The following is a 17,531-nucleotide window of genomic DNA, read 5'->3' on the forward strand; positions in this document are numbered from 1 at the left end:
TCAGCCCTTCTGCTTCCGGCGGCGGGGCGCCGGCACCGTACGGCCGACGATCACGGTACGCCGGGACGTCTTCTTCGGGTCGCGGCCGGTCTCCGCGGTGTCCGTCCGGCCCAGGGCCCGGCGGACGCCGTAGCCGAAGGCGGCGACCTTCACCAGCGGTCCCCCGAAGGTGGAGGCCACGGTGGAGGACAGGGCGGAGGCGTTGGAGGTGACCTCCTGGACGTCGCTGGCGATGGCGTCGACCCGGTCGAGCTGCGTGCGCGCGGAGCGGACGGTGGTGGAGGCGTCCGCGAGCAGCGGGACCGCCTGCTCGGTCACGTCGGCCACCAGCTTCGTCGTCGCCTTCAGCACCTGGGCGAGCCTCACCAGCACCACGGCGAGGAAGGAGACCAGGATGGCCCAGAAGACGGCCACGAGGATCCCGGCCACCTCTCCACCGGACACGTTGCACCGCTCCCTGAATCTGGAAACCTACGGAGAAAAGTCTCCTCCGACCCTATCGCGCCGGAGATCCGGCGCAGTACCGGAATTCCGGGGCCCGCGTGATCGCCTTGTACGCAGCGCTTCCGGACCAGTACCCTCCGTGTCCCATGCGACACAGACCCCTGCGGAACAGGACCCCGGGCAATCTTCCCTCGGAGCTCAGCGGGTTCGTCGGGCGGGGTGGCGAACTGGCCCGGCTGGGGCGGCTCCTGGAGTCCTCGCGGCTGGTGACGGTCACCGGGGTCGGCGGGGTGGGCAAGTCCCGGCTGGCCCTGGCCGCGGCGCGGGCGGCGGACACCGGATCGGCCGGGGCCTTCGCCGGCACCGGGCACGGCACCGGGCACGGCGCCGCGGACGGGACCGGCGGGCCCGCGACCGGGCCGGTGCCCGGTCAGGGGGTCGGGGCGCAGGAACGCTACTGCGACGGCGTGTGGCTGGCCGAACTGTCCTCCGTACGCGATCCGGCGCTGCTGGAGTTCACGCTGGCGGAGGCGCTCGGGCTCACCGACCACACCACCCGGCCGCCCCGGACGGTCCTGGCGGAGCACCTGGCGGGGCGGCGGCTGCTGCTGGTCTTGGACGGCTTCGAGCAGCTGGTCGAGGAGACGGCCGAGCTGCTGGCGGAACTGCTGCGCCGCTCCCCCGGCCTGCGCGTGCTCGCGGCGGGCCGCCGCACGCTCGGCCTGGACGGGGAGCAGGCCTTCCCCCTCGCCCCCCTGGCGCCCGCCGAGGCCCTGGAGCTGCTGGCCGGGCGGGCGGCCGCCGCCGACCCGGCCTTCGCGGTGACGGAGGCGAACCGGCCGGTGCTGGCCGAGCTGTGCGCGCGGCTCGACGGGATCCCGCTGGCCCTGGAACTGGCGGCGGGCCGGCTGCGGGCGCTGTCGCCCGCCCAGGTGCTGGCCCGGCTGGAGGACCGCTTCGCCCTGCTCACCGGCGGCCCGCGCGGGGTGCTGCCCCGGCACCGGGCCCTGCGGACGGCGATCGGGTGGAGCCACGAGCTGTGCACCCCCGGGGAGCGGCTGCTGTGGGCCCGGCTGTCGGTCTTCGCCGGGCAGTTCGACCTCGACGCCGCCGAGTACGTGTGCGCGGGCCCGGACCTGCCGGTGGACGGGGTGCTCGACCTGGTGGGCGAGCTCCTCGCGCAGTCCCTGCTGGTCCGGGAGGAGACCCCGGCCGGGGTGCGCTACCGGATGCTGGAGACCGTACGGCTGTACGGGGCGGGCTGGCTGGAGTCCCAGGGTGACGCCGCGCGGCTGCGGCGCCGCCACCGGGACTGGTACATGGGCCTGGCGACCTGGTGCGAGCTGGACTGGTTCAGCCCGCGCCAGCAGGAGGTGGCCGCCCTGGTGGAGGTGGAGCTGGCGAACCTGCGCCTCGCCCTGGAGACCTGCCTGGACGAGCCGGAGGAGCTGCACCTCGGCCAGTACCTGGCGGGCACCCTCTGGTTCTACTGGGCGGGGTGCGGCCGGCTCACCGAGGGGCGGCACTGGCTCGACCGCACCCTGGAGACGGTCCCGGGCGAGGGGCAGGCGGAGTACGAGAGCTCCCGGCTGAAGGCGTTGTGGGTGCTCGGCTACGTGGCCGCGCTCCAGGGCGACGCGGTGGCGTCGATGAGCGCCCTCCACGAGTGCCGGGACGGTGCGGAGCGGACCGGGAACCGGGTGGCGGCGGCGTACGCGGTGCACCGGATGGGCTGCCTCGCCCTGGTCTCGGACGACATGGCGCGGGCCGGGGAGTTGCTGGGCTCGGCGCTGGAGCTGTACCGGGAGACCGGGGAGCTGAACAGCAACGTGCTGATGTGCCAGGTGGAGCTGGCGATGGCGATGGCCTTCCGGGGCGAGCTCGCGGGCGCCGCGTCGCTGTGCGAGGAGGTCCGGGAGATCTGCGAGGAGCGCGGGGAGCTCTGGACGAAGGCGTACGCCCTCTACGTGCTGGCGTACGCGGCGCTGGACGCGGGGGACATGGCCGGGGCCCGGCTGCTGCTGACCGAGTGCGTGACGGTGAACCACGCGTTCCGGGACCTGGTGGGGCTGGTCCTGGCGGTGGAGCTGCTGGCGCTGGTCACGGTCGCGGAAGGCCGGCCGGCGGAGGCGGCGGTGCTCCAGGGCGCGGCGGAGCCGATGTGGGACGGGGTGGGCCTGCGGCTGTTCGGCTCGGGGTACTTCAACGCGCCCCGGCTGATGTGCCAGGAGCGGGCGGGCGAGGTGCTGGGCCCCGAGCGGTACGCGGCGCACGCCGCCGAGGGGCGGCAGCTGAGCGTGGACGCGCTGGTGCTGCGGGCGCGGTGGGTGCCCGGCCGGGAGGGCGGTCCGGGGCCGAGAACGGGAAAACCCGCCGCCCCCCGGAGGGGGCGACGGGTTGACACCAGCCTGTGAGGGCTACGCCTGCCGACGGATCAGCGGGCGTAGTACTCGACGACGAGCTGCTCGTCGCAGATGACCGGGATTTCCTTGCGGTTCGGGTCGCGGTCCAGGCGGAAGGCCAGGGCCTTCAGGTTGACCTGCAGGTAGCGCGGGGTCTCGCCCTCGCCTGCGTAGCCACCCTCGCGGGCAACCTGGAACGGAACCTTCTCGCGGCTGCGCTCGCGCACGGTGATGACGTCGTCCGGGCGGACACGGAACGACGGCTTGTCGACCTTGCCACCGTTGACCTCGATGTGGCCGTGAACGACCATCTGGCGGGCCTGGTAGATGGTGCGGGCGATGCCCGAACGCAGGACCAGGGCGTCGAGGCGACGCTCGAGCTCGACGACCAGCGCCTCGCCCGTCTTGCCTTCGGCCTTCTTGGCGCGGTCGTACGCGCGGGCCATCTGACGCTCAGAGATGTCGTACTGAGCGCGCAGACGCTGCTTCTCCAGCAGACGAACCTTGTAGTCCGAGTTCTGCTTGCGGCCACGGCCGTGCTCGCCCGGCGGGTAGGGGCGGGCCTCGAAGTACTTGACGGCCTTCGGGGTCAGCGCAATGCCGAGGGCACGCGACTTCTTGACCTTGGGTCGCTTCTGGTTCACGTGGAACCTACCTCCATGTAAGTTAGGTGAGGCTTACCTTAGCGAGGAGGACGTAATGTCTCGACCACATGGGATCCCCCTGCCCAGTGCGCACCGAAGTTCGGGTTCCAACGAAACGGAATCCGCTTTCGACGACGATAGGCAAGGTCAGCCGCGTCCCAGGGAAGGCGTTCGGCAGCTCACCGGAGCCGAACGCGTACGAACCCTCGTAGAGTCCAACGCCTCAGTATCCCTCACCCTGCCGGGTGCTCGTGACACGCACGAGCCCGACGAGTTCGGGACGGGGATGCCGGTCGCGCGGACCGTCACCCCGGACGGGGACGTGATTCTCCTTGTTTCCGGGGAATCCGCGGCTGCCAGGGCAGCCGCTCACGCCCAGGACGACGACCTCACCGCCGTGATCGAGATCACGGACGTGGCGCCGGTGTCCGTGCCCCATCGTATCCGAGGCCGCGCGTGGCTGGCCGGGTGGCTGACGCCGGTGCGCGGGGACGACCGCGCGGTCTGCGCCGCGCTGCTCGCCGAGCGCCGTCCGGTGGGCGAGCTGCTGGGCATGTCCGAGTCCCTCGACCCCCCGTACTCCGGCCGCCCTGCCTGGATGATGCTCCGCCTGGAGGTCGGCGAGATCTCGGTGGACGACCTCTGGGGCGCCGAGCACGTGGACCCCGACGAGCTCTCCGGCGCCGAGCCGGACCCGATGACGGCGCACGAGACGGAACTGCTCCAGCACCTGCACACCGCCCACGCGGACCGCATCGCGGACCTGTGCGGACTGCTGGGCCCGCGGCGGGCGGAGGGCATGACGGCCGTCCCGCTGGCCCTGGACCGGCTCGGCCTGCGCGTGCGCTTCGCCGGCGCCGCCGCGGAGTCCTCCTTCGACGCCCGCTTCGACTTCCCGGAGCCGGTCACGGACATCTGCGGACTGCGCCGCGCCATGCACACCCTCTTCTCGGCCGCCTCGCACTAGGGAGGGGGGCAGGTGGCGAGCAGTTCCGCCAGCGCCGTCTTCTCCGGCGGGGTGACGGAGAGCCCGTACTTGGCCTTGATGCCGGTGTACCGGCGCCCGTACTCGCACCAGAAGGCCCGCCGCGGCGGCTTCCACTTGTCCGCGGTCCTGCTGCCCTTGTCGTAGTTGGTCTGCTTGTCCACGGCGAGCAGTACGTCGAGGTCGTTGGCGTACTCCAGCCTGCGCTGGGGCGTCCAGGCGTACGCGCCGCCCCGCCAGGCGGCGCCGAGCGCCACGACGTGGTCGGTCTGGATCTGCGAGGCCCGGCGGTAGGAATAGGGGAGCCGCTGCCCGGTGTACGGATCGTCGAGCACCCCGGACACCACCACGCACGGATTGCGGTCGCCCTCGCGCAGCTCCTTCAGATCGCGCCGCAGGACGTCGTCCCGGGTGTCGCAGCCGTTGCGGCCGCCGACGGCGTCGGTCGCGTCGGACCAGTACCTGCCGAAGTTCTCCCGCTTGTACGTCTGCCAGTTCTTGCCCCACTCGACCTTCAGCCCGGCCAGCCGCTCCCTCGCCCCGGCCGCGGTGGGCGGGAACCCGGGGCTCGCCGACGGCACCCGGGCGGCCAGGGCGGCGGCGCTCGCCCGCCCCTGCTCCGGCTGGCCGTGGTGGCAGCCGCCGAGGAGCAGCGTCACCGTCACGACGAGGAGCGGAGCACGGCGTCCCATGACCGGGAGGGTATGCCCGGCCCCGGTACGGAGCCGGACGGCTCGCGGTGGCCGGGGGTCAGGACCCGCCTCGCAGCCGCTCGCGCACCTTGTCCACCACGTCCGCGTACCTGGCCTCCGCGCCGTAGCGGGTCGGCTCGTAGTACCGCTTGCCGTGGATCTCGTCCGGGGCGTACTGCTGCGCCGCGATGGCGCCCGGCACGTCGTGCGGGTACACGTACCCCTGGGCGTGGCCCAGTTTCGCCGCCCCCTTGTAGTGCCCGTCGCGCAGGTGCGGCGGCACCGTGCCCGCCAGGCCGGCCCGTACGTCGGCCAGCGCGGCGCCGATCGCGGTGGTGGCGGTGTTCGACTTGGGGGCGAGCGCCAGCGCGATCGTCGCGTGCGACAGGGTCAGCGCCGCCTCCGGGAAGCCGATCATCGCCACGGCCTGCGCCGCCGCCACCGCGAGCGGCAGGGCGGCCGGGTCCGCCAGGCCGATGTCCTCGCTCGCGGAGATCATCAGGCGTCGGGCGATGAACCGCGGGTCCTCCCCCGCCTCGATCATCCGGGCCAGGTAGTGCAGCGCCGCGTCCACGTCCGAGCCGCGGATCGACTTGATGAGCGCGCTCGCCACGTCGTAGTGCTGGTCGCCGTCCTTGTCGTACCGGACGGCAGCGCGGTCGACCGCCTCCTCGACCGTCTGGAGGGTGATCTCGCCCTCGCCCTTGGCGATGGCCGAGCCGGCCGCCGCCTCCAGGGCGGTGAGCGCCCGGCGGGCGTCTCCGCCGGCGATGCGCAGCAGGTGCGCTTCCGCGTCCGCGGGCAGGGTCACGGCCCCGCCCAGGCCCCGCTCCTCCGTCAGCGCGCGGCGCATGAGCGCGGTCAGGTCGCCGTCCGTCAGGGGTTCGAGGGTGAGCAGCAGGGAGCGCGAGAGCAGCGGCGAGATGATCGAGAAGTAGGGGTTCTCCGTGGTCGCCGCGATCAGCGTGACCCAGCGGTTCTCCACGGCGGGCAGCAGCGAGTCCTGCTGCGCCTTGCTGAAGCGGTGGATCTCGTCGAGGAAGAGGACGGTGTCCTTGCCGTAGCCGCCGGCCGCGCGCTTGGCGCCCTCGATGACGGCCCGGACCTCCTTGACGCCCGCCGTGATCGCGGAGAGTTCCACGAAGCGCTTCTGCGTGGCCTGGCTGACCACGTAGGCGAGGGTGGTCTTCCCGATGCCGGGCGGGCCCCAGAGGATCACCGACGAGGCCCCGGCCGGTCCGCCGGCGCCCTCCCCCACCAGCCGGCGCAGCGGTGAGCCGGGCTTCAGCAGGTGCTGCTGGCCGACCACCTCGTCCAGGGTGCGCGGGCGCATCCGGACGGCGAGCGGCGAGGCCGAGGGGTCCTTCTCCTGGCGGTCCTCGGCGGCGGCGGTGAAGAGGTCTGGTTCCACACTCGAAGCCTATGCGAGGCCACCGACACTCCCGGCCGGGCGGCTCAGGAGGTCCAGAAGTCCCACCAGCGGGTCAGGACGAGCATGCCGATGATCCCGACGTGGAGCACGGGCGGGACCCAGGTGAACTCGTCGAGGAAGCCGCGCAGCCAGCCGGGGGCGGGCAGCAGGCCCTCGCGCACGTTGTGCGCGGTCACGTACCAGAACATGAAGATCGTCGCGACCCAGGCCAGGCAGCACCACAGGCACAGGGAGTTGATGTTGTACAGCGACTGGTAGGTCAGCCAGGCGCAGAAGACGACGCCGAACAGGGTGCCCGCGTTCAGCGTCAGCCAGTACCAGGGGCGGAACCGGGCGCCGGCGATCAGGCTCATGCCGACGCAGATCACGATGCCGTAGGCGACCAGTCCCAGCATGGGGTTCGGGAAGCCGAAGACGGCCGCCTGGTCGCTCTTCATGATGTTGCCGCAGGAGACGATCGGGTTCAGGCTGCAGCCCGGGGTGAAGTTCGGGTCCTCCAGCAGCTTGAACTTGTCGATCGTGATCACCCAGGCCGCCAGCAGTCCCGCGGCCCCCGTGATCACCAGCAGCAGCGCCAGGGCGCGGCTGCCGCCGATGGTCCGCGGGGCGGTTCCCGCGTCTGCACCTGTTGTCGTCATACCCGCCCGCTCCACGTCTGCAAGGTCATCAAGCACCGGCCATTGTGCCGTACGGGGGTACCGGTCCACCGTTCGATGGAGATAAGGACGTGGGGCGGTACGGGGACCGGGTCCCCGTACCGCCCCACGGACGGACGCCCTCGGTCAGGCCAGCCGGGCCTTGACCTCGGCCACCAGGTCGGCGAGGGCCACGGGGGCCTGCTCGCCCGATTCCATGTCCTTGAGCTGGACGACGCCCTCGGCGAGGTCGCGGTCGCCCGCGACGACCGTCAGCCGGGCACCGCTGCGGTTCGCGTCCTTCATGGCGCCCTTGAGTCCCTTGCCGCCGTAGGACATGTCCGCCGCGACGCCCGCCTTGCGCAGCTGCGTGACCAGCCCGAACACGGTCGGCTTGGCCTCGCCCAGGGCCACCGCGAACACCGACGTCGACGCCGGGACGTCCAGCTCCACGCCCTCGGCCTCCAGGGCCAGCACCGTTCGGTCCACGCCGAGCGCCCAGCCGACCGACGGCAGCGCCGGTCCGCCGATCATCTCGGACAGGCCGTCGTAGCGGCCGCCGCCGCCGACCGCGGACTGCGAGCCCAGGCCGTCGTGGACGAACTCGAAGGTGGTGCGGGTGTAGTAGTCGAGCCCGCGCACCAGCTTCTCGTCGTCCTCGAAGACGACCCCGGCGGCCGTGATCAGCGCCCGGACCTCCTCGTGGTACGCCTTGCAGGCGTCGCAGAGGTAGTCGCGGAGCACGGGGGCGCCGACGAGCTGCTTCTGGACGTCGGGCCGCTTGTCGTCGAGGACGCGCAGCGGGTTGATCTCGGACCGGCGGACGGTCTCCTCGTCGAGGTCCAGTCCGCCGAGGAAGGTCTGGAGCGCCTCCCGGTACACCGGCCGGCACTCCTTGTCGCCGAGCGAGTTCAGCAGGATCCGGAAGTTCCGCAGGCCCAGCGAGCGGTACGCCTGGTCGGCCAGGATGATCAGCTCGGCGTCCAGGGCCGGGTCCTCGGCGCCGATCGCTTCGGCGCCGACCTGCGAGAAGTGCCGGTAGCGGCCCTTCTGCGGGCGCTCGTAGCGGTAGTAGGAGCCGGAGTACCAGAGCTTGACGGGGAGGTTGCCCTGCTTGTGCAGGCTGGCCTCCAGCGCCGCGCGCAGGACCGAGGCGGTGCCCTCCGGGCGCAGGGCCAGCTGGTCGCCGCCCTTGGTCTCGAAGGCGTACATCTCCTTGGAGACGATGTCGGTGGACTCGCCCACGCCGCGGGCGAAGAGGCCGACGTCCTCGAAGCCGGGCGTCTCGATGTAGCCGTAGCCGGCGTCGCGCAGCGGGGCGGAGATGGCCTCGCGCACCGCCAGGTACTTCACGGAGACGGGCGGGATCAGGTCGTACGTGCCCTTGGGGGCCTTGAAGGTGCTCACGAAACTCGTCACATTCCTCGTCGTGGGGCGGCCGTGCCGTCCCCCAGGCCGGCGGCGACTTCCCGCAGGTACGGGTTGGTCGTCCGCTCGCGGCCGATGGTGGTCTGGGGACCGTGGCCGGACAGCACCACGGTCGAGTCGTCGAGCGGCAGGCACACGCGGGCCAGCGATTCGAGGATCTCGGCGTGGGAGCCGCCGGGCAGGTCGGTACGTCCGATGGAGCCGGCGAATAGCAGGTCGCCCGAGAAGAAGACCGGCGGAACGTCGGCCAGCTCGGGCATCCGGAAGGTCACCGACCCCTTGGTATGCCCGGGCGCGTGCGCGACGGAGAACTCCATGCCGGCCAGCTTCAGGCTGCTGCCGTCGGTCAGCTCGCGGACGTCGTCCGGCTCCCCCACGGTGAGCTCCCCCATGAGCGGCATCCCGATGGAACGGCCGAGGGCCTTCTCCGGGTCGCTCATCATGTAGCGGTCCTCGGGGTGGATCCAGGCCGGTACGTCGTGCGCTCCGCACACCGGGACCACCGACGCCACGTGGTCGATGTGGCCGTGGGTGAGGACGACCGCGACGGGCTTGAGCCGATGCTTCTTCAGCGTCTCCTCGACACCCTGGGCGGCCTGGTGGCCCGGGTCGATGATGACGCACTCCTCACCTGCGGCGGGGGCGACCAGGTAGCAATTGGTCCCCCAGGCCCCGGCGGGGAACCCGGCAATCAGCACGTTCGTCCTCAATCGTCGTCCGGCGGGAGGCAGCGGATCGGAATCTGCTGCTCAGAGCCTACCGGCGCCGCTCATTACACAGCGAACCCATATACGGTACGGCCTAACCCAGCCCGGACAGCGGTACCAGAGACGCACAAGGAGACGACCCGGTGGTCACGAGCGATCAGCGTCGGCGACAGCTCGCCAGGGAGAAGTACGAGCGCCAGCAGAAGCGCCGGGCGGAGGCCCGCCGCAAGTCGAGGCAGCGTCTGGCGGTGATCGGCGCGGCCGCGGCCGTGGTGGTGGCCACTCTGGTGGGCCTCATCGCGGGCGGTGTCTTCGACAGCGAGGAGAAGACGGTCGAGCCGTCGGCGGACTCCTCCCCCTCCGCCGCCCCGACGCCGAAGCAGTCGCCCTCGCCGGCGATGGCGATCGACGACAAGGCGAAGTACACCTTCGGTCTGAAGACCAGCGCGGGCGAGATCAAGTTCGAGATGGACGCGGCGAAGACCCCGCAGACCGTGAACTCGTTCAAGTCGCTGGCCGACAAGAACTTCTTCGACAACACCAAGTGCCACCGCCTGGTGACCGGCTCGATCTTCGTGCTCCAGTGCGGTGACCCCGAGGGCACCGGTTCGGGCGGGCCGGGCTACAACATCCCGGACGAGAACCTGGACGCGCTCGGCAAGCCGAACGAGCAGGGCACGGTGACCTACCCGGCGGGCACGGTGGCGATGGCCAACACGGGCCAGCCCGGCACCGGCGGCAGCCAGTTCTTCCTGGTCTACAAGGACAGCCCGCTGCCCCCGCAGTACACGCCCTTCGGCAAGATCGACCCGGCCGGCGTGAAGGTCCTGGAGGAGGTCGCCAAGGCCGGCACGGCCAACGGAGCGCCGGACGGTGCCCCGAAGACCCCCGTGACCATCGAGAAGGCCACGGTCACCCAGAACTGACCGGGGCGGCGGCCCCGGGCCCGGCCGGTCCGCCTCCCGTACGTCGATATTCCGTCGTGCGGGATGCGGACAGCCGGCCCGGCGGTCGCCTATGTTGGCGTTGTGCAGGGCGGGCGCTGCCCGCCCCAGGAAACTGTGGACGATGCCCGGGGGGCGAACCCCTTCGAGGGCATCAGGTGGAGGAGGCGCTGTGAGCAGCGACCCGTGGGGCCGAGTCGACGAGACCGGCACCGTGTACGTGCGTACTTCCGAGGGCGAGCAGGTCGTCGGCTCGTGGCAGGCGGGCACCCCCGAGGAGGCCCTGGCCTACTTCGAGCGCAAGTACGAGGGCCTGGTGGTCGAGATCGGCCTCCTCGAACGGCGGGTGCGGACCACCGATCTGTCCGCCAAGGACGCCCAGACGGCCATCGAGCACCTGCGGACCCAGGTGGACGAGCACCACGCCGTGGGTGACCTCGCGGCACTGCGCGTGCGGCTCGACAAGCTGGTGGCGACCGTCGACTCGCGGCGCGAGGAGCGCAAGGTCCAGAAGGCCAAGCAGGCGGACGAGGCCCGCGCGGCCAAGGACGCGCTGGTCACCGAGGCCGAGCAGCTGGCGCAGAGCGACCAGTGGCGGTCCGCCGGCGAGCGGCTGCGCGCGCTGGTGGACATCTGGAAGGGCCTGCCCCGGCTGGACCGCAAGTCGGACGACGAGCTGTGGCACCGCTTCTCGCACGCCCGTTCCGCGTTCTCCAAGCGCCGCAAGGCGCACTTCGCCGCGCTGGACGCCCAGCGCGAGGACGCCCGCAAGGCCAAGGAGAAGCTGGTCGCGGAGGCCGAGTCGCTGTCGAAGTCGACGGACTGGGGTCCGACGGCGGCCCGCTACCGCGAGCTGATGGACAGCTGGAAGGCGGCCGGGCGGGCGCAGCGCGAGGCCGAGGACGACCTGTGGAACCGCTTCCGCGGTGCGCAGGACGTCTTCTTCGCGGCGCGCGGCGAGGTCTTCGCCGAGCGGGACGCGGAGCAGACCGAGAACCTCAAGCTGAAGGAGGAGCTGGCCGTCGAGGCGGAGAAGCTCGTCCCGGTGACGGACCTGAAGGCGGCCCGAGCCGCGTTCCGCTCCCTCAACGAGCGCTGGGAGGCCATCGGTCACGTTCCGCGTGACGCCCGTCCCAAGGTCGAGGGCCGGATGCACGCGGTGGAACGCGCGATCCAGGAGGCCGAGGAGGGCGAGTGGCGGCGTACCAACCCGGAGGCGCGGGCGCGTGCCGCCGGTCTGACCGGGCAGCTGCAGGCGGCGGTCGACAAGCTGCGTGAGCAGGTCGACGCCGCGCGCGCGGCGGGCAACAACGCGAAGGCCGACAAGCTCGCCCGGGAACTGGAGGGCCGGCAGGCGCTCCTGGACCAGGCGCTCAAGGGCCTGGAGGAGTTCGGCGGCTGAACCGCCGGACGCCGTTCCCGACGGAAGTGACGGGCATCACCGGACGTGTCCGGTGGTGCCCGTCCGTTGTGCGTTCTTCCGATTCGTTACGTGGTTTCAATACAGGGTGCGCACTGGTAGCACCTGACACCTGTGTACCGTTGTACGGTGCCGCAGGTGGCGGCCTTCTGCCGGGCGACGACCAGGATCGAATGTGACGCATACCCAGATACGCGCTGATGTCCCCGACTCGCTACTCGTTGCCGAGCCGCTCACGAGCACGAAGGACTCCGGACTCCGAGGTGTCGGACGGCGCGTACTCGCCAGCCTTCAGCGTGCCCGCAAGGCGCTGCTGATCCACATCGCGCTCCGTGCCACCGGACTGGCCGTCATGGCCGTCTGGGCCGAGCGCAAGGGTGTGCAGCCGCTGGAGATCCTGGGTGGCCGCTGGGACGCCATCTACTACCTGCACATCGCCGAGAACGGTCTGACGACGCCGCTGGCGACCCCTTCTCCGTGCGCGTTCGCGGGGCCGAGCTGCCAGATGGCGTTCTTCCCCGTCTATCCGATGATGGTCCGGTACACGTCGTACGTCAGCGGACTGCCCATGAACTGGGTGGCGATGGGGCTCGCGCTCCTCGCCTCGGTCGTCGCCGCGTGGGGCATCTTCGCCGTCACCGACAAGATCTACGGCCGCCGCGTCGCGCTCTTCACCTGCGCCCTGTTCGCGATCGTGCCGGCCGCGCTGGTCCAGTCGATGGCGTACACCGAGCCGCTGTTCCTCGCCCTGTCCGTGTGGGCGATGTACGCGGTGATGACGAAGTCCTGGCTGACGGCCGGTGTGCTGGCCTTCACCGCCGGCGCCACCCGTCCCTCCGGTTCGGCCATCGTCGCGGCCGTGGTCCTGGCGGGCGTCTGGGAGTACGTGCAGTGGCTGCGCAAGCGGCGCTCGAAGCGGCCGCCGGTGGGCCGGATCGTGGCGGCCTCGCTGATCGCCCCGCTGGGCTGGTTCGGATACGTGGGTTACGTGGGCTGGCACTTCGGGCGCTGGGACGGCTACTTCGAGCTCCAGCGCCGGTGGGGTTCCGTCTACGACGGCGGCTTCGACACGCTGACGGAGCTGAAGAAGACCTTCACCGAGGTCCACACCACCCTCAACCACGTGGTCGTCTCGCTGACCGTGGTCACGGCCGTGGTCCTGTTCGTGCTGATGACCCGCAAGCGCCGGCCCCCGATGGTCGTGTGGATCTTCGCTGCGATGATCATGCTGATGGCGCTGGGCGGCGCCGGCTTCTACTTCTCGAAGATGCGCTTCATCATGCCCGCCTTCCCGCTGCTGTTCCCCTTCGCGCTGGCGCTCGCGAGGGCCCGCAGGAGCACGGTGGTGTGGATCATCGGATCGGCCACCGTGGTGTCCGCGCTCTTCGGGGGCAACCTCAACTTCGTCTGGTGGGGCTGCCCCTGATCCGGTCCGGACGCCACCTGTCCTCATGACGATGGGCGCCACCCCCTCGGGGGTGGCGCCCATCGTCATGTCCGGTGCCCGCGGCGGCCGTTGGCCCGCCGCTGCGGCCTGCTGCCGCCTGCTACGGCCTGCGGGCCGAGGTCACGCGGTAGACGTCGTAGACACCCTCGACGCCCCGTACGGCCTTCAGGACGTGCCCCAGGTGCTTCGGGTCGCCCATCTCGAAGGTGAACCGGGAGGTGGCCACCCGGTCGCGCGAGGTCTGCACGGCGGCCGAGAGGATGTTCACGTGCTGGTCCGACAGGACCCGGGTGACGTCCGACAGCAGCCGGGACCGGTCCAGCGCCTCGACCTGGATGGCGACGAGGAAGACGGAGGACTGGGTCGGCGCCCACTCCACCTCCAGCATCCGCTCGGGCTGCTGGGAGAGGGAGTCGACGTTGACGCAGTCCGCGCGGTGAACCGATACGCCACTGCCGCGGGTGACGAAGCCGATGATCGGGTCGCCCGGCACCGGGGTGCAGCAGCGGGCCAGCTTGACCCACACGTCGTCGACGCCCTTGACCACCACGCCCGGGTCGGCGTTGCCCCGTCGCTTGCTGCGGCCGCGGGCCGGCGGGATGCTCTCCTCGATGTCCTCGTTGGCCGCCTCCTCGCCGCCGAGGGCCTGCACCAGCTTCTGCACGACGCCCTGCGCGGCCACGTGGCCCTCGCCGATCGCCGCGTAGAGCGAGGAGATGTCGGGGTAGCGCATCTCGTGCGCGAGGGTCACGAGGGAGTCGCCGGTCAGGATGCGCTGGATCGGCAGGTTCTGCTTGCGCATGGCCCGCGCGATGGCGTCCTTGCCGTGCTCGATGGCCTCGTCGCGGCGCTCCTTGGAGAACCAGCCGCGGATCTTGTTGCGGGCCCGGGGGGACTTGACGAAGCCGAGCCAGTCGCGGGACGGGCCCGCGCCCTCGGCCTTGGAGGTGAAGACCTCGACGAGGTCGCCGTTGTCGAGGGTCGATTCGAGCGGGACGAGCCGCCCGTTGACCCGCGCCCCTATCGTGCGGTGGCCGACCTCCGTGTGGACGGCGTACGCGAAGTCCACGGAGGTCGCGCCGGCGGGCAGGGCGATGACGTCGCCCTTGGGCGTGAAGACGAAGACCTCGTTGCGGGAGAGGTCGAAGCGCAGCGAGTCGAGGAACTCGCCCGGGTCCTCGGTCTCCTTCTGCCAGTCCAGCAACTGGCGCAGCCAGGCCATGTCGTTGACGGTGTCGTGGCCGGCGCTGCCCTTGGCCGCCTGCGGGACGTCGGTGCGGACCTTGGAGGTGCCGGCGACGGTCTGCTGCTTGTACTTCCAGTGCGCGGCGATGCCGTACTCGGCGCGGCGGTGCATGTCGAAGGTGCGGATCTGCAGTTCGACCGGCTTGCCGCTGGGCCCGATGACCGTCGTGTGCAGCGACTGGTACATGTTGAACTTGGGCATCGCGATGTAGTCCTTGAACCGGCCGGGGACCGGGTTCCAGCGCGCGTGCACCGTGCCGAGGGCCGCGTAGCAGTCCCGGACGGTGTCCACGAGGACGCGGATGCCCACCAGGTCGTAGATCTCCGCGAAGTCACGGCCGCGGACGATCATCTTCTGGTAGACGCTGTAGTAGTGCTTGGGGCGGCCGGTGACCGTGGCCTTGATGCGGGCGGCCCTGAGGTCCGTCTGGACCTCGTCGGTGACGACGGCCAGGTACTCGTCGCGCTTGGGGGCGCGTTCGGCGACCAGGCGCACGATCTCGTCGTACATCTTGGGGTAGAGGATCGCGAAGGCGAGGTCCTCCAGCTCCCACTTGATGGTGTTCATGCCGAGGCGGTGGGCCAGCGGCGCGTAGATCTCGAGGGTCTCGCGGGCCTTCTTCTCCTGCTTCTCCCGCTTGAGGTAGCGCATGGTGCGCATGTTGTGCAGGCGGTCCGCGAGCTTGATGACCAGGACCCTGGGGTCCTTGGCCATGGCGACGACCATCTTGCGGACGGTCTCGGCCTGCGCGGCCTCGCCGAACTTGACCCGGTCGAGCTTGGTGACGCCGTCGACGAGCAGGGCCACGGCGTCGCCGAAGTCGCGGCGCAGCTGGTCGAGGCCGTACTCGGTGTCCTCGACGGTGTCGTGCAGCAGGCCCGCCATGAGGGTGGCGGGGTCCATCCCGAGCTCGGCGAGGATGGTCGTCACCGCGAGCGGGTGGGTGATGTACGGGTCGCCGCTCTTGCGCTTCTGGCCCCGGTGCCAGCGTTCGGCGACCTGGTAGGCCTGCTCGATCTGGCGCAGCGTCGACGTCTCGATCTTCGGGTCGTTGCTGCGGACTATGCGGAGCAGGGGTTCCAGCACCGGGTTGTACGGGTTGGAACGCTGTACCCCGAGGCGGGCGAGCCGGGCGCGCACCCGGTTGGAGGACCCGGCCTGCTTCGCCGGAGCGGGCTTCGCCGGAGCGGGCTTGACCGGCGGGGCCGGCGGGGGCGTGGCGGCGGCCGCCGCGGCCGGCTCGGCCTGCGGGTCGGGCTGCGCGGCGGAGAGTGGCTGGACCTCGTCTGGCAAGAGCGCTCCTCATGCGGATCCGGGGCCCCGGTCAGGTCCGGATAACCCATGGTAGCGAGGGTTGCGCCGGCCCGTTCCCCCGCGCCCGCCCCCTGGGACGCGCCGGCCGTCCGGCCGGTACCCGCCCCATGCGGAAGCGGCGGGCACCGGGGTGTTCCCCGGTGCCCGCCGCTTCGGTGAGCGCAGTGGGTCAGACCACGATCAGCGCGTCCAGCGGAGCCCCCGCCAGCGACGGGGTGATCCTGGCGCGGCCCGGGAGGAACGACAGCTCCATCAGGACCGCCACGCCCGCGACCTCCGCGCCGGCCCGCCGGATGAGCTCCAGCGAGGCGCCGGCGGTGCCGCCGGTGGCCAGGACGTCGTCGATGACCATGACCTTGTCACCGGCGGTGAGGTCCTCCGCGTGGACCTCGATCTCCGCGGAGCCGTATTCCAGCTCGTAGGACTGCGCGAGCGTGGCGCCCGGCAGCTTCCCGGCCTTGCGGACCGGCACGAAGCCGATGCCCGCCTGCACGGCGACGGGGGCCGCGAGGATGAACCCGCGCGCCTCCAGGCCGACGATCTTCGTCGCGCCGTACCGGACGGCCAGCTCCGCCAGCGCGTCCGTCAGGGCCGCGAAGGCCTTCGGGTCGGCGAGCAGCGGGGTGATGTCCTTGAACATCACGCCCGGCTTCGGGTAGTCCGGGACGTCCTTGATCCGGCTGAGCAGCAGCTCGCGGACCTCGGGGGAACAGGCCTCGGTCACCGGCGCCGCCTCCCGCGGCCGCCCGGGCCCACGGCCTCGGGGGCGTCGTCGGACTCGGAGTCCTCGTAGCCCTCGGCCGGCTCGCCCTTGGCCGCCGCGGCCGCCCGCTTGGCGAGCACCCGCTTCTTGAGCGCCTTCATCGCCGGCTCGCGCTCCTTCAGGTCGACGACCAGCGGGGTCGCGATGAAGATCGAGGAGTACGCACCGGCGGCGAGGCCGACGAACAGCGACAGGGAGATGTCGTTCAGCATGCCGGCGCCGAGGAAGCCGCCGCCGATGAACAGCAGGGCCGCGACCGGGAGCAGCGCGACGACCGTGGTGTTGATGGAGCGGACCAGGGTGCCGTTGATGCTGCGGTTGGCGATCTCGCTGAAGGTGAAGCGGGTCTGCTTCGTGAGGTCCTTCGAGCCCTCCTTGAGACCGTCGAAGACGACGACGGTGTCGTAGAGGGAGTAACCGAGGATCGTCAGCAGACCGATGACCGTACCCGGGGTGACCTCGAAGCCGACCAGCGCGTAGACGCCGACGGTGATGGTGAGGTCGTGGATCAGGGCGATCAGGGCGGCGACGGCCATGCGCCACTCGAAGGCGATCGCGAGGTAGATCACCACGAGGACCATGAAGATGGCGAGGCCGGTCCAGGCCTTGTTCGCGATCTGGGAGCCCCAGCTGGGGCCGACCAGGTCCGCGTTGATGTCGGCTTCGGTGACCTTGAGCTCGGTCGCCAGCTGCTTCTTCACGTCGGCGGTGGCGGCGGAGCCGGTGTCCAGACCGGAGATCTGGATGCGCAGGCCGCCCGTGCCGAGCTCCTGGACGATCGCGTCGTGACCGGAGGCGTTCTCGGCGACCTCGGTCACCTTGGCCACCGAGGCGGACGTCTTCGGGGTGGTGAAGACGGCACCGCCCTTGAACTCGATGCCCATGTTGAGGCCCTGAACGGCCAGGGCCACGATCGCCGTGATGGTGATCAGGATGGAAACGCCGTACCAGAGGAATCGCTTGCCGACGAAGTCGTACCCGACCTCGCCGCGGTACAGCCTGGCGCCGAGATCTCCCAGCTTCGACAT

The 17,531-nt window shown here is 71.2% G+C and carries 15 protein-coding genes; 5 read left to right on the plus strand and 10 right to left on the minus strand.

Translation table 11 applies throughout. The annotated features are described in order from the left end of the window. Window positions 1–444: a DUF948 domain-containing protein gene (locus tag ABZZ17_RS29415; RefSeq protein ID WP_356880345.1), complete on the minus strand. Its 444-nt coding sequence runs from the start codon at window positions 442–444 to the stop codon at window positions 1–3. Window positions 445–590: 146 nt separating this feature from the next. Here ABZZ17_RS29415 and ABZZ17_RS29420 point away from each other — a divergent pair, with 146 nt between their 5' ends. Further along, window positions 591–2,858 carry an AAA family ATPase gene (locus tag ABZZ17_RS29420; protein ID WP_356880347.1) on the plus strand — a complete coding sequence of 756 codons (2,268 nt, stop codon included), beginning with the start codon at window positions 591–593 and terminating at the stop codon, window positions 2,856–2,858. Window positions 2,859–2,878: 20 nt separating this feature from the next. On the opposite strand, the gene rpsD is transcribed toward ABZZ17_RS29420, so the two are convergent. Beyond that, window positions 2,879–3,490 (minus strand): 30S ribosomal protein S4, encoded by a 612-nt coding sequence (gene rpsD / locus ABZZ17_RS29425; protein ID WP_030294564.1) that lies wholly within the window; start codon window positions 3,488–3,490, stop codon window positions 2,879–2,881. Between the two features lie 286 nt (window positions 3,491–3,776). On the opposite strand from rpsD, the gene ABZZ17_RS29430 reads away from it, so the two are divergent. Then, the gene (locus tag ABZZ17_RS29430; protein ID WP_356880349.1) at window positions 3,777–4,457 is read left to right on the plus strand and encodes a DUF2470 domain-containing protein; all 681 of its coding nucleotides are present in this window, start codon (window positions 3,777–3,779) and stop codon (window positions 4,455–4,457) included. On the opposite strand, the gene ABZZ17_RS29435 is transcribed toward ABZZ17_RS29430, so the two are convergent. From ABZZ17_RS29435 to ABZZ17_RS29455, 5 genes are all read right to left on the minus strand, one after another. Next, window positions 4,454–5,167: an HNH endonuclease family protein gene (locus ABZZ17_RS29435; protein WP_356880351.1), complete on the minus strand. Its 714-nt coding sequence runs from the start codon at window positions 5,165–5,167 to the stop codon at window positions 4,454–4,456. The genes ABZZ17_RS29430 and ABZZ17_RS29435 overlap by 4 nt on opposite strands. A gap of 58 nt (window positions 5,168–5,225) precedes the next feature. Beyond that, window positions 5,226–6,578 carry a replication-associated recombination protein A gene (locus ABZZ17_RS29440; protein WP_356880353.1) on the minus strand — a complete coding sequence of 451 codons (1,353 nt, stop codon included), beginning with the start codon at window positions 6,576–6,578 and terminating at the stop codon, window positions 5,226–5,228. Window positions 6,579–6,622: 44 nt separating this feature from the next. Further along, the gene (locus tag ABZZ17_RS29445) at window positions 6,623–7,237 is read right to left on the minus strand and encodes a vitamin K epoxide reductase family protein (protein WP_356880355.1); all 615 of its coding nucleotides are present in this window, start codon (window positions 7,235–7,237) and stop codon (window positions 6,623–6,625) included. Between the two features lie 144 nt (window positions 7,238–7,381). After that, window positions 7,382–8,641, minus strand: coding sequence for a histidine--tRNA ligase (gene hisS, locus ABZZ17_RS29450; protein WP_356880357.1), 1,260 nt, complete (start codon window positions 8,639–8,641; stop codon window positions 7,382–7,384). Between the two features lie 8 nt (window positions 8,642–8,649). Beyond that, window positions 8,650–9,360 (minus strand): MBL fold metallo-hydrolase, encoded by a 711-nt coding sequence (locus tag ABZZ17_RS29455; RefSeq protein ID WP_356880359.1) that lies wholly within the window; start codon window positions 9,358–9,360, stop codon window positions 8,650–8,652. A gap of 152 nt (window positions 9,361–9,512) precedes the next feature. Between ABZZ17_RS29455 and ABZZ17_RS29460 the strand changes: the two genes are divergently transcribed. The 3 genes from ABZZ17_RS29460 (at window position 9,513) to ABZZ17_RS29470 (ending at window position 13,159) form a co-directional block, all read left to right on the plus strand. Continuing rightward, window positions 9,513–10,295 carry a peptidylprolyl isomerase gene (locus ABZZ17_RS29460; protein WP_356880361.1) on the plus strand — a complete coding sequence of 261 codons (783 nt, stop codon included), beginning with the start codon at window positions 9,513–9,515 and terminating at the stop codon, window positions 10,293–10,295. 190 nt (window positions 10,296–10,485) lie between these two features. Further along, a complete protein-coding gene (locus ABZZ17_RS29465; RefSeq protein WP_356880363.1) occupies window positions 10,486–11,715 on the plus strand; it encodes a DUF349 domain-containing protein in 1,230 nt (409 codons plus the stop codon). A 193-nt stretch (window positions 11,716–11,908) separates the two neighbouring features. Beyond that, window positions 11,909–13,159, plus strand: coding sequence for a hypothetical protein (locus ABZZ17_RS29470; protein ID WP_356880365.1), 1,251 nt, complete (start codon window positions 11,909–11,911; stop codon window positions 13,157–13,159). Window positions 13,160–13,280: 121 nt separating this feature from the next. On the opposite strand, the gene ABZZ17_RS29475 is transcribed toward ABZZ17_RS29470, so the two are convergent. The 3 genes from ABZZ17_RS29475 to secF all read right to left on the minus strand — a co-directional run bounded on the left by ABZZ17_RS29475 (window position 13,281) and on the right by secF (window position 17,531). After that, window positions 13,281–15,719 (minus strand): bifunctional (p)ppGpp synthetase/guanosine-3',5'-bis(diphosphate) 3'-pyrophosphohydrolase, encoded by a 2,439-nt coding sequence (locus tag ABZZ17_RS29475; RefSeq protein ID WP_356880367.1) that lies wholly within the window; start codon window positions 15,717–15,719, stop codon window positions 13,281–13,283. 190 nt (window positions 15,720–15,909) lie between these two features. Beyond that, entirely contained in the window at window positions 15,910–16,464 is a 555-nt protein-coding gene (locus tag ABZZ17_RS29480; protein WP_356880369.1) for an adenine phosphoribosyltransferase, read from the minus strand. Then, window positions 16,461–17,531 (minus strand): protein translocase subunit SecF, encoded by a 1,071-nt coding sequence (gene secF, locus ABZZ17_RS29485; protein WP_356880371.1) that lies wholly within the window; start codon window positions 17,529–17,531, stop codon window positions 16,461–16,463. Before secF ends, ABZZ17_RS29480 begins: the two co-directional genes overlap by 4 nt.

This window comes from Streptomyces sp. NPDC006512, from assembly GCF_040611935.1.
Lineage (GTDB): Bacteria > Actinomycetota > Actinomycetes > Streptomycetales > Streptomycetaceae > Streptomyces.